This is a genomic window from Crossiella sp. S99.2 (assembly GCF_023094165.1).
In the GTDB taxonomy this organism is placed as follows: Bacteria; Actinomycetota; Actinomycetes; order Mycobacteriales; family Pseudonocardiaceae; genus Crossiella.
This window is the reverse complement of the sequence record NZ_JALMDK010000005.1, coordinates 370,310-382,859: the sequence shown is the minus strand read 5'-3', so window position 1 is coordinate 382,859 and position 12,550 is coordinate 370,310. Positions and strand designations below refer to the sequence as shown.

The 12,550-nt window shown below is 69.4% G+C and carries 8 protein-coding genes; 2 read left to right on the top strand and 6 right to left on the bottom strand.

Going from position 1 to position 12,550, the window contains the following annotated elements; genetic code table 11:
- Positions 1-45: 45 nt before the first annotated feature.
- The 5 genes from MZC64_RS21490 to MZC64_RS21470 form a co-directional block, all read right to left on the bottom strand.
- Positions 46-732 carry a response regulator transcription factor gene (locus tag MZC64_RS21490; RefSeq protein WP_247758584.1) on the bottom strand — a complete coding sequence of 229 codons (687 nt, stop codon included), beginning with the start codon at positions 730-732 and terminating at the stop codon, positions 46-48.
- Between the two features lie 142 nt (positions 733-874).
- Complete coding sequence (gene dxs, locus MZC64_RS21485) at positions 875-2,863, bottom strand: 1-deoxy-D-xylulose-5-phosphate synthase (protein ID WP_247758889.1); 1,989 nt, start codon at positions 2,861-2,863, stop codon at positions 875-877.
- A gap of 259 nt (positions 2,864-3,122) precedes the next feature.
- On the bottom strand, positions 3,123-6,668 hold the full coding sequence (dnaE, locus tag MZC64_RS21480; protein WP_247758585.1) for a DNA polymerase III subunit alpha: 3,546 nt from the start codon (positions 6,666-6,668) through the stop codon (positions 3,123-3,125).
- A gap of 261 nt (positions 6,669-6,929) precedes the next feature.
- Positions 6,930-8,135, bottom strand: a complete 1,206-nt coding sequence (locus MZC64_RS21475) for a TRAM domain-containing protein (protein ID WP_247758586.1) — start codon at positions 8,133-8,135, stop codon at positions 6,930-6,932.
- Complete coding sequence (locus tag MZC64_RS21470; protein ID WP_247758587.1) at positions 8,132-10,207, bottom strand: APC family permease; 2,076 nt, start codon at positions 10,205-10,207, stop codon at positions 8,132-8,134. Before MZC64_RS21470 ends, MZC64_RS21475 begins: the two co-directional genes overlap by 4 nt.
- 137 nt (positions 10,208-10,344) lie before the next feature.
- Here MZC64_RS21470 and MZC64_RS21465 point away from each other — a divergent pair, with 137 nt between their 5' ends.
- Together MZC64_RS21465 and MZC64_RS21460 are read left to right on the top strand one after the other, a co-directional pair.
- A complete protein-coding gene (locus MZC64_RS21465) occupies positions 10,345-11,010 on the top strand; it encodes a TrkA family potassium uptake protein (RefSeq protein ID WP_185002806.1) in 666 nt (221 codons plus the stop codon).
- On the top strand, positions 11,010-11,666 hold the full coding sequence (locus tag MZC64_RS21460) for a TrkA family potassium uptake protein (protein ID WP_185002805.1): 657 nt from the start codon (positions 11,010-11,012) through the stop codon (positions 11,664-11,666). Before MZC64_RS21465 ends, MZC64_RS21460 begins: the two co-directional genes overlap by 1 nt.
- An 84-nt stretch (positions 11,667-11,750) precedes the next feature.
- Here MZC64_RS21460 and MZC64_RS21455 read toward each other — a convergent pair whose 3' ends face one another.
- The gene (locus tag MZC64_RS21455; protein WP_247758588.1) at positions 11,751-12,542 is read right to left on the bottom strand and encodes a DUF3159 domain-containing protein; all 792 of its coding nucleotides are present in this window, start codon (positions 12,540-12,542) and stop codon (positions 11,751-11,753) included.
- Positions 12,543-12,550: the final 8 nt, after the last annotated feature.

Here is a 12,550-nt window from a genome sequence, read left to right as displayed (position 1 = left end):
CCGCGGCGGCGGCGCAGCGCCCCGGCCTCGGCGGCCGGCTGGGTGTCAGGAATCAGCGGGCTCCGCTCCGGCGTTGACCGGCACCCGGTAGCCGGAGCCGACCACGGTTTCGATGATGCCCGGTTCGCCGAGCTTCTTGCGCAGCGTCATCACGGTGACCCGCACGGTGGTGGTGAACGGGTCGGCGTTCTCGTCCCACACCCGTTCCAGCAGTTCCTCGCTGCTGACCACGGCCCCGCCCGCGGCGAGCAGGACCTCCAGCACGCCGAACTCCTTGCGGGTCAGTTCGACTGGCGCACCGGCCCGCTGCACGCTGCGCCGGGCCGGGTTGAGCACCACGTCGGCCACGGTGAGCACCGGCGGCATGGCCGGGGTGGCCCGGCGGCCCAGCGCCCGGACCCTGGCGACCAGTTCGGGGAAGGCGAAGGGCTTGGCCAGGTAGTCATCGGCGCCAAGGGACAGGCCGGAAACGCGGTCCTGCACGGTGCCACTCGCGGTCAGCATGATCACCCGGGTGAGCGCGCCGGAGTCGACGATCTGCCTGCACAGCTCGTCGCCGGACATGCCGGGCAGGTCCCGGTCCAGCACCACGACGTCGTACCGGGTCACCGCGGACTTCTCGTGCCCCGACTCCCCGTCGTAGGCCACGTCCACGGCCATGCCCTCCCGGCGCAGTCCGCGCGCGATGGCGTCGGCCAGGGGCTGTTCGTCCTCCACAATCAGGATCCGCACCCCACCACGATGCCACGGCCGTGGACCACAGTGGACCAGCAGGGCTGTCGACACCCTGTCGATGAGCTGAGGATTGGCTGAGCACGCCACCGGCCCGCCCCCAGGACGCGGGGACGGGCCGGCGGTTGCTGTGTGCGGAGACTCAGCTCTGCGGGCGCTTGCGCGACCGGCTGGCCGGGGTCTTGTCCACAGTGGACTCCTTGGCCTGCGGCGCGGACGCCTCGGCCGGGGTGTCCTGCTCGGCGTCCTCGCCGAGGTACTCCGCGGTCCACTCGGTCACCCGGCGGGCCACGTCCTGGGCGGTGAGCCCCAGGTCGGCCAGCACCTGGTTACGCGAGGCGTGGTCCAGGAAGCGCTGCGGGATGGCCAGGTCGCGCAGTGGCACGTCCAGGTTGGCATCGCGCAGCGCGGCCGAGGTCGCCCAGCCGAAGCCGCCGTGGCGGCCCGCGTCCTCGACGGTGACCACGAGGCGGTGCTCGGCGGCCATCGCGACCAGTTCGGTGGGAACGGGAACAACCCACCGCGGGTCGACGACGGTCACTCCGACGCCCTGATCGGAGAGCCGCTGCGCCGCTTCCAGGGCCAGCTCGGCGAAGCAGCCGACCGCGACCAGCAGCACGTCCTTGCCCTCGCCCTCGGCCGGGCGGCGCAGCACGTCGACCACGCCGATCCGTTCGAGTGCGGGGATCTCCTCGATCACCGCGCCCTTGCCGTAGCGGATCGCGGACGGGCCGTCGTCGATGGCCACCGACTCGCGCAGTTCCTCGCGCAGGGTGACCGCGTCCCGCGGCACCGCGACCCGCATGCCCGGCACGATGCCGAGGATGGACAGGTCCCACATGCCGTTGTGGCTGGCGCCGTCGTCGCCGGTGACACCGGAGCGGTCCAGCACGATGGACACCGGCTGCTTGTGCAGCGCGACCTCCATCAGCAGCTGGTCGAAGGCCCGGTTGAGGAAGGTCGAGTAGACCGCGAACACCGGCTTCATGCCGCCCATGGCCAGGCCGGCCGCGGCGGTCATCGCGTGCTGTTCGGCGATGCCCACGTCCAGGCAGCGGCCGGGGTAGGTCTCGGCGAACTTGGCCAGGCCGGTCGGGCCGAGCATCGCGGCGGTGATCGTCACCACGTCCTCGCGCTCGGCGCCGATCTTGACGATCTCGTTGGCGAAAACGCCGGTCCAGTCGGCGGCCTTCTTCTTGGTGGCCTTGCCGGTGACCGGGTCGATCACGCCGATGGCGTGCATGACGTCGGCGACGTGGTTCTCCGCGGGGGCGTAGCCGCGGCCCTTCTGGGTGACCGCGTGCACGATGACCGGGCCGCCGAAGGCCTTGGCCCGCTCCAGCGCGGCCTCGAAGGCCTGCTGGTCGTGCCCGTCCACCGGACCGAAGTACTTCAGGCCCAGGTCCTCGAACATCACCTGCGGGCTCAGCGCGTCCTTGATGCCGCGCTTGGCCGCGTGCAGGGCCGCGTAGAGCGGCTTGCCGACGACCGGGGTGTTCTGCAGCGTCCGCTTGCCGCTTTCCAGCGCGCGCTCGTACCCGGGCCGCAGCCGCAGGGAGGCGAGGTGGTCGGCCAGGCCGCCGATGGTCGGCGAGTAGGACCGGCCGTTGTCGTTGACCACGATCACCAGTGGCCGGGACTTGTCGCCCGCGATGTTGTTCAGCGCTTCCCAGCACATGCCGCCGGTGAGCGCGCCGTCGCCGACCACCGCGACCACGTGCCGCCGCTTGCCGGAGAGCTTGAACGCGGTGGCCAGGCCGTCGGCGTAAGACAGCGCGGTCGAAGCGTGGCTGGACTCGACCAGGTCGTGCTCGCTCTCGGAGCGGCTCGGGTAGCCGGAGAGCCCGCCGCGCTGGCGCAGCTTGTCGAAGCCGTCGAGGCGGCCGGTGACCATTTTGTGCACGTAGGACTGGTGCCCGGTGTCGAACAGCACGGCATCGTGCGGGGAGTCGAAGACCCGGTGAATGGCGAGGGTGATCTCGACCACGCCCAGGTTGGGACCCAGGTGCCCGCCGGTACGCGAGACCTTGTCCACCAGGAACGCGCGGATCTCCGCGGCCAGCAGGGCCAGCTCCTCCTGGCTCATCCGTTTCAGATCCGCCGGGCTACGCACGGATTCGAGTAGTTGCACCTCACACCCCTCGTTACGCTGTAGCTCGCCTGTCATCCCGCTCCACAACGGGAAACGCCGCCCGTTCGGCGGCTGTCGGCCAGTCTACGGAGACGGCTGGAGTGGTCACGGCCTGATCGCGTCCGGCCACCACTCCTGCCGGGTCCTAAAACTTCCGGCCTCCCACTCAAGACCCAGGGCAGGACGCCACCCGCCACTCGAACGGGTGGACGTCTGCCAGATTACGAGTCTTGACTGGACAACTCGACCCAGGCGCGGGTCAGGCGCCGACGGCGATTCCGGGCAGGGCCTTGATCTCGCCGAGGAAGGCCGGGCTGACCTTGATCGGGTAGTCGTCCACGGCCATCAGGGTGGCCTCCCGGCGGAAGCACAGCTTGAGGTGCAGCGGGGTGTCGCCCTTGTGCATGGACAGCGTCCGCTTCAGCTCCAGCAGGACTTCCTCGCTGAGCTTCTCCGGGTTGCAGGCCAGCACGAACGGCGGGTCCATGCCCGGGTTGTTCTCCGCGTCGGCGATATCGAGGGGGATCACCCCGCCGCCGAAGATGGACATCTTGTCCTCGCGCCAGTTCACCCGGCCCTTGATCGCCACCGCGGCGTCCTCGACCAGGTCGGCGGAGAGCACGCTGTAGCTCTTGGGGAAGAACAGCACCTCGATCGCGGCGTCCAGGTCCTCCACCGTGGCGATGGCCCAGGGTTCGCCGTTCTTGTTCACCCGGCGTTCCAGGCCGGAGATCATCCCGGCGATGACGACCTCACCCTCCTTGGGCGGGTCGTTGAGCAGTTCGGCGATGGTCTTCTGCGCGTTCTTGCGCAGGATGCGCTCGGCGCCGTCCAGCGGGTGCGCGGAGACGTAGAGGCCGAGCATCTCCCGCTCGAAGCCGAGCATCTGCTTGCGCGGCCATTCCTCGGCGCCGAACTTCAGGTGCGCCAGCGGGGAGGAGCTTTCCGCGTCCGCGCTGTCGTCACCGCCGCCGAAGAGGTCGAACTGGCCCATCGCCTCCTGGCGCTTGAGCCCGACGACGGCGTCCACCGCCTCCTCGTGCACCTGCATCAGGGAGAGCCGGGTGCTCTCGAAGGAGTCGAAGGCGCCTGCCTTGATCAGCGATTCGATGACCCGCTTGTTGCAACAGACCAGTTCGGACTTGTCCAGGAAGTCGGTGAAGGAGCCGTACTTCCCCTTCTTCTCCCGGCTGGCGATGATCGACTCGACCACGTTGGCGCCGACGTTGCGGATCGCGCCGAGGCCGAAGCGGATGTCGGTGCCGACCGCGGCGAAGCGCAGCGCGGACTCGTTGACATCCGGCGGCAGCACCTTGATGCCCAGCCGTCGGCATTCGGAGAGGTAGACCGCGGACTTGTCCTTGTTGTCACCGACCGAGGTGAGCAGCGCGGCCATGTACTCGGCGCGGAAGTTCGCCTTGAGGTAGGCGGTCCAGTAGGAGACCAGGCCGTAGGCGGCCGCGTGCGATTTGTTGAACGCGTACCCGGCGAACGGGAGGATGGTGTCCCACAGCGCCTTGACCGCCTGGTCGGAGAAGCCGTTGGCCTGCATGCCCGCGTGGAAGCCCTCGTACTCCTTCTCCAGGACCTCCTGCTTCTTCTTGCCCATCGCCTTGCGCAGCACGTCCGCGCGGCCCATCGAGTAGCTGGCGACCTTCTGCGCGATGAACATGATCTGCTCTTGGTAGACGATCAGGCCGTAGGTCTCGGAGAGGATCTCCTTGAGCGGTACCTCCAGCTCAGGGTGGATCGGCTTGACCTCTTGCCGCTTGTTCTTGCGGTCGGCGTAGTCGTTGTGCGCGTTCATGCCCATCGGGCCCGGCCGGTACAGCGCGCCGACCGCGACGATGTCGCCGAAGGCGTTGGGCTGCATGCGGCGCAGCAGGTCGCGCATGGGGCCGCCGTCGAGCTGGAACACGCCGAGGGTGTCGCCGCGGGAGAGCAGCTCGTAGGTGGCCTTGTCGTCCAGCGTGAGCGTGTCCAGATCGATGTCCAGACCACGGTTGGCCTTGATGTTGTCGATCGCGTCGCCCATGACGGTGAGGTTGCGCAGACCGAGGAAGTCCATCTTGAGCAGGCCGAGGTTCTCACACGACGGGTAGTCCCAGCCGGTGATGATCGAACCGTCGTCGCGCCGCCACAGCGGGATGGACTCGATCAGCGGCTCGGAGGACATGATCACCGCACAGGCGTGCACGCCCGCGTTGCGGATCAGGCCCTCCAGCCCGCGCGCGGTCTCGAAGATCTTGGCCACGTCCTGGTCGTTCTCGATCAGGGTGCGGACCTCGGCGGCCTCGCCGTAGCGCTCGTGCTTGGGGTTGACGATGCCGGAGAGCGGGATGTCCTTGGCCATGATCGGCGGCGGCAGCGCCTTGGAGATCTTGTCCGCGATGGCGAACCCGGGCTGCCCGTAGTGCACGCGCGCCGAGTCCTTGATGGCCGCCTTGGTCTTAATGGTGCCGAAGGTGATCACCTGGGCGACCCGGTCGCTGCCCCACTTCTCGGTGGCGTAGCGGACCATCTCGCCGCGGCGGCGGTCGTCGAAGTCGATGTCGATATCGGGCATGGCGGTGCGCTCGGGGTTGAGGAACCGCTCGAACAGCAGGCCGTGCGGGATCGGGTCGATGTTGGTGATGCCCAGCGCGTAGGCGACCAGCGCGCCCGCGGCCGAGCCACGACCGGGCCCGACCCGGATGCCCACCGACTTGGCGTAGTCCACCAGGTCGCCGACGACCAGGAAGTAGGCCGGGAATCCCTTGCCCGCGATGACGTTCAGCTCGAACTCGGCCCGCTCGGCGTAGCCCTCCGGGACGCCCTCCGGGAACCGCCGGTGCAACCCCTCCATGACCTGCTTGAAGAGGAAGGACTCCTGGGTCTCGCCCTCGGGCACCGGGAAGACCGGCATCCGGTCCCGGTGCGCCCACACGTCGTCGTAGGACTCGACCATCTCCGCGATCACCAGGGTGGAGTCGCAGGCTCCGGGCACCTGCCCGTCCCACAGCTCACGCATCTCCGCGGCCGACTTCAGGTAGTAGCCGTCGCCGTCAAACTTGAACCGGTTCGGGTCGGAGAGCATCTTGCCGGACTGCACACACAGCAACGCCGAGTGCGCGTCGGCCTGGTCCTTGGTGACGTAGTGCGAGTCGTTGGTGGCCAGCGGCGGGATGTTGAGCTTGCGCCCGATCTCCAGCAGCCCCTCCCGCACCCGCCGCTCGATGGACAGCCCGTGGTCCATGAGTTCGAGGAAGAAGTAGTCCGCGCCGAAGATGTCCCGATAGTCCGCCGCGGCCTGCAACGCCTCGGCCTCGTGCCCGAGCCGGAGCCGGGTCTGCACCTCGCCGGAGGGGCACCCGGTGGTCGCGATGATCCCCTCGGCGTTCTCCGCGATGATCTCCCGGTCCATCCGGGGCCGGTAGTACAGGCCCTCCATACTCGCGATGCTGGACAGCTTGAAGAGATTGCGCACACCGGTGGAGTTGCGGCCGAACATGGTCATGTGCGTGAACGCGCCAGCACCGGACACGTCGTCGCTCCGCTGTCCGGGGTCACCCCAGAAGACCGGTTTCTTGTGCAGACGACTGCCGGGGGCGACATACGCCTCGATGCCGATGATCGGCTTGATCCCGTGCTTCCTGGACGTCTGGAAGAACTCGTCCGCCCCGTACATGTTGCCGTGGTCGGACATGCCGACCGCGGTCATGCCCAGCCGACTGGCCTCCGCGAACAACGGCGCGATCTTGGCCGCCCCATCGAGCATGGAGTACTCGGTGTGCACATGCAGGTGGACGAATGAGTCGCCAGACACCGGCCAGAACCTCCCAGGATCACATGATCACCGACAGGGGAACGACCCGTCGGACTGCGATCCCATCATGCTCTGGCTTCGACCACAAATCGCGGAGAAACACTGGGTGACAACAGGTTTCACGCCTCTGCGCACGCTCAGTGCAGGCCCTCGCCACACTTGACGCAATACCGGCCGGTCGCCTCGTCACCCCCGCTCCAGTCGTGTGGTGGGCACTCGGAGTTGGCATCGCTCATGGCTACCTCCTGGGCCTTGCCCCGGTCAGCGGGTCAGCAGAGCTATGCACTCAACATGGTGGGTCATCGGGAAGGCGTCAAACGCACGCAGCTCGGCCAGCTGGTAACCGTGTGTGGCGAACAGTCCGACATCCCGGGCCAGCGCCGCCGGATCGCAGGCGATGTGCACCACTCGATCAGGTCCGGCCGCCGCCACCGCCGCCACCACGTCCTTGCCCGCGCCCTTGCGCGGCGGGTCCAGCACCACCACGTCGGGCCGTTCCGCGCGCAGTTCCGCCGTGCCCAGCACCCGCTCCACCCGGCCCACCCGTAGCCGCACCTGGGGCAGGTCGGCCAGGTTCGCGGTGCCGTCCACGACGGCCCGCTTCGAGGACTCGATCACCAGCACCGAGCCGGTCGGGCCGACCTGGCGGGCCAGCACCGCGCCGAAGAGCCCGACGCCGCCGTAGAGGTCCCAGGCGGTGCCGCCGACGGGGGCCTGCGCCCAGTCGTCCACGACCTGGGCGAAGGTGTCCGCGGCGGCCGGGTGGACCTGCCAGAAGCCGCTCGCGGCCAGTCGCCAGTCCCGGCCCGCGGCGTGTTCGTGGGCCAGGCCGTCGCCCGCCATCACCCTGGGCGGGCGGTCCTTGCGGATCTCCGCGATGTGCACCTGGCCGGTGCCGTCCTTGGCCACCTCCAGCTCCGTGCCGGGCTTCCAGCTCCGGTTCAGCACCGGCTCCAGGGCCCCGGGCAGGGCGATGGCGCAGTCCCGCAGCGGGATCACCCGGTGGCTGCGGTGCGCCCGCAGACCAGCGCGGCCGCCCTGGCCGATGGCCAGCCGGACCCGGCTGCGCCATTCCAGGGAGCCGCCGGGCAGTTCCTCCACCGTCACCTTGCGGTCCAGGCCGGCGATCCGCCGCAGCTGTTCCATGACCACGGCGGCCTTGAGCGCGCGCTGGGCGGCGGGGCTGGCGTGCTGCCAGTCGCAGCCGCCGCACTCACCGGGCGCGGCCAGCGGACAGGGCGGGCTGACCCGGTCCGGGGACGGGGTGTGCACGGTGATCGCGTCGGCGCGGCAGAACGAGCCGCCGTTGTCCTCGGTGACCTGGACCAGGGCCTTCTCCCCCGGCAGGGCGTGCCGGACGAAGAGCACCCGGCCCTCGTGCCGGGCGACGCAGTGGCCGCCGTGCGCCACCGGGCCGATCTCGACCTCCAGGCGGCGGCCGGTCCAGTCCAGGCGGTCCTGCGTCACGGTTTGCTGCTCTCCTTCTTCGCGGCGGCCTTGGCGGCTGCCTTCTTGCGGCGGTCCTCGGCGGCCTTCCGGGTGGCGTGGACCGGGTCGAAGCCGCGGCGGATGGCGCCGGGCACGACCACCGGGGCCTCGGCGACCCGGCGTTCGGAGGAGACCAGCTGCCAGGGCACCGACACCACCATCACACCGGGCTGGAACAGCAGCCTGCCCTTGAGCCGCAGCGCGCTCTGGTTGTGCAGCACATGCTCCCACCAGCGGCCGACCACGTACTCCGGGATGAACACGGTCACCACGTCCCGCGGGTTGCTGGTGCGGATCCGCTTGACGTAGTCCAGCACCGGCTTGGTGATCTCGCGGTAGGGCGATTCGACCACCTTGAGCGGCACCGGGATGTCCTGCCGTTCCCACTCGGTGACCAGCCGCCGGGTGTCGGTGTCGTCCACGTTGACCGTGACCGCCTCCAGCACGTCCGGCCGGGTGGCCCTGGCGTAGCTGATCGCGCGCAGGGTCGGCATGTGCAGCTTGGAGACCAGCACCACCGCGTGGTTGCGCGCGGGCAAGGTGTGCGAGCGGTCCGCCTCGGCCGCCTCCAGCTCCTGGGCCACGTGGTCGTAGTGCTTGCGGATGCCGGTCATCAGCGCGAACACCGCGGCCATCGCCGCGATCGCCACCCAGGCGCCCAGGGTGAACTTGGTGATCAGCACGACGATCAGCACCACGCCGGTCATGATCATGCCGAAGCCGCTGATCAGCCGGGACCGCTTGAGCCGGGTGAGCACCGCGGTGTCCTGCTCGCCGCGCAGCAGCTTGTTCCAGTGCCGGACCATGCCGGCCTGGCTGAGCGTGAAGGAGACGAACACGCCGACGGTGTAGAGCGGGATCAGCCTGCCGACCTCGGCCTCGTAGAGGATGACCAGCAGGATGGCGAACCCGGCGAGGAAGACGATGCCGTTGGAAAAGGCCAGCCGGTCGCCGCGGGTGTGCAGCTGGCGCGGCAGGTAGCGGTCCTGGGCCAGGATCGAGCCGAGCACCGGGAAGCCGTTGAAGGCGGTGTTGGCCGCCAGCACCAGGATCAGCGCGGTGACCGCGGCGATGAACACCGCGCCCACCGGGAAGCCGTTGAAGACCGCGTTGGCGATCTGCACCACCATGGTCTTCTGGTGGTAGTCCGCCGGGGCGCCGCCGAGCTGGGTCGCCGGGTGCTCGGCGATCTTGACCCCGGTCAGCTGGGCCAGCACCACCAGGCCCATCAGCATGATCACCGCGATCAGGCCCATCATCAGCAGCGTGGTGGCGGCGTTGCGCGACTTCGGCTTGCGGAAGGCGGGCACGCCGTTGCTGATCGCCTCGACCCCGGTCAGCGCGGCGCAGCCCTGGGTGAACGAGCGCAGCACGATCATCGCCAGCGCCAGGCCCATGAGTTCGTCGTGCTCGGCGTTCAGGGTGAACCCGGCGCTCTCCGCGGGCATGCTCTCGCCCAGGATGAACCCGCGGAACATCCCGAACAGGATCATCAGGATCATGCCGATCATGAACGCGTAGGTCGGGATGGCGAAGGCGCTGCCGGACTCCCGGATGCCGCGCAGGTTGACCGCGGTGAGCAGCACGATGGCCACCACCGCGAAGATCACCTTGTGCTCGGCCACGTACGGGATCAGCGAGCCGATGTTGGCCATCGCCGAGGAGATCGACACGGCCACGGTGAGGATGTAGTCCACCAGCAGCGCGCTGCCCACGGTCAGGCCGCCGTAGCGCCCCAGGTTCGCGTTCGCGATCTCGTAGTCGCCGCCGCCGGAGGGGTAGGCGTGCACGTTCTGCCGGTAACTGAAGACGACGGTCATCATGACCACCGCCACCGCCACCCCGATCCACGGCGCGAACACGTAGCCCGAGAGCCCGGCGATGGAGAGCACCAGGAAGATCTCCTCCGGCGCGTAAGCCACCGAGGACAACGCGTCGGAGGCGAACACCGGCAGCGCGATGCGCTTGGGCAAGAGCGTGTGGGAGAGCCGGTCACTGCGGAACGGCCGCCCCACCAGGAGGCGTTTGGCCGCGGTGGCGAACTTGGACACGGGACGCAGCGTAGACGGGGCCACCAGCACCGGGCCCGGTCAGCCGTCGGTATGTTGGCAAAGTCGGAACACGGGTCGCGGCCATCCCCCGTTTGGGGGAAGGTTAGATGTACCGCCGTGCTTGGAGGAGGAACTTAGTGCACGTGGTCATCATGGGCTGCGGCCGTGTGGGGGCTTCGCTGGCCAAGGGGCTGGAACGGCTCGGCCACACCGTCGCGGTGGTGGACAAGAACGTGCAGTCCTTCCGCAGGCTGGGCGGGGACTTCCACGGCCAGCAGGTGGTCGGCATCGGCTTCGACCGGCAGGTGCTCATCGAGGCCGGGATCGAGCGGGCCGGGGCCTTCGCCGCGGTCTCCAACGGCGACAACTCCAACATCATCTCCGCCAGGGTGGCCAGTGAGACCTTCGGCGTGGAGCACGTGGTCGCCCGGATCTACGACCCCAAGCGGGCCGCGGTCTACGAGCGGCTGGGCATCCCCACCGTGGCCACCGTGCCCTGGACCACCGACCGGTTCCTGCGGATGCTGCTACCCGACGGCGTGGCCACCGCCTGGCGCGACCCCTCGGGCACGGTGGCGGTCTTCCAGCTGCCGCTGCACGAGGGCTGGGTCGGCCGCGAGGTGCGCGAGGTCGAGGAGGCGGTGGGCGCCAGGGTGTCCTTCGTGATGCGCTTCGGCACCGGCGTGCTCCCGGACCGGGACACCGTGGTGCAGTCCGGCGACCAGGTCTACGTCGCCGCCCTCTCCGGCACCGTCACCGATGTCAGCGCGGCCGCTGCCCAGGCTCCCGAGGAGAACAACTGATGCGCGTCGCCATCGCCGGGGCCGGGGCGGTCGGCCGGTCCATCGCCCGCGAACTGCTCGACTCCGAGCACCAGGTCATGCTGATCGAGCGGGACCGCAACCACTTCGACCCGCACGCCGTCGAACAGGCCGAGTGGGTGCACGCCGACGCCTGCGAACTCTCCTCTCTTGAGGAGGCGGGCATGGAGCTGTGCGACGTGGTCATCGCCGCCACCGGCGATGACAAGGTCAACCTGGTGGTGGCCCTGCTGGCCAAGACCGAGTTCGCGGTCCGCCGGGTGGTCGCCAGGGTCAACGACCCCCGCAACGAATGGCTGTTCACCGAGGCGTGGGGCGTGGACGTGGCGGTCTCCACCCCGCGCATGCTCGCCGCCATGGTCGAGGAAGCCGTCACGGTCGGCGATCTGGTCCGCCTGCTGACCTTCCGTCAGGGCGGCGCCAACCTGGTCGAGGTGACCCTCCCCGAGGACACCCCGCTCTCCGGCCGCGCCGTCAAGGCCCTCCGCCTCCCCCGGGACGCCGCCCTGGTCACCATCCTGCGCGGCGGCCGGGTCATCGTCCCGCAACCGGACGACACCCTCGAAGCCGGCGACGAACTCCTCTTCGTAGCCACCAGCGACGTGGAAAACGAAGTCCAGCAAGCCCTCCTGAGCTGACCCACCCACCCCAGCCGCCGAGTTGGCCCAAGCGGTACGCCGAGTTGGCCCAAGTTGGCGTACCACTTGGGCCAACTCGTACGGTCAGGCTTGGCCGGGGGCTGGGGTGCCCGCGGGGGCGGGCTGGGTCGCCGAGGCGTGGGCCTCTTCGATCTGTTTGGCGCGGCGCACCGCCCAGACCGTGACCAGCAGCGCGACCGCCGTCAACGGGTACCCCATGGCCAGCCGGGTGATGCCCAGCAGCGTGGTCTGGTCGCCCTCGTACAGCCAGTTCTGCACCACGAACCTGGCCGCGAACACCAGCGTCCAGAAGACCGTGGCCAGGTCGTAGCCGAAGCGGGCCTTGGGGTGTTCGCGCCAGCCGAAGCCGTGCCCGTTGAGGCCGGACCAGATGACGCCCACCAACGGCCAGCGCACCAGTAGGGAGACCAGGAACAGGCCGCCGAAGATCAGGCTGACCCAGATGCCGTACAGGAAGAAGCCCTTGGCCTCGCCGACCCGGTAGGCGATGAACGCGGCGATGCCCACGCCCAGCACGCCGGAGACGGCGGGCATCAGCTTCTCCTTGCGGATCAGCCGCCAGAGGCCGATCGCCACGGCCACGCCAAGGGCGCTCCAGATCGCCGGCCACATGCTGGTGGCCCAGTTGACGAAGACGAACACCGCGACGGGCACGGAGGCCGAGATGAAGCCGACCAGGCCGCCCATCTGCTCCCACATTGTGGGCATGGGCTCCGCGGCATCCGCTGCGGCGTCTTCGGCGACGTCCTCAGCGGCATCCTTGGCGGGTTCGAGATCGGCGGACCTGGGGTCCGGGGACTCGGGCTGCTCCGGCACGGCGGTCGGACCGGCCTGCGGAGTGGTGGATTCGCTCATACGCTCAC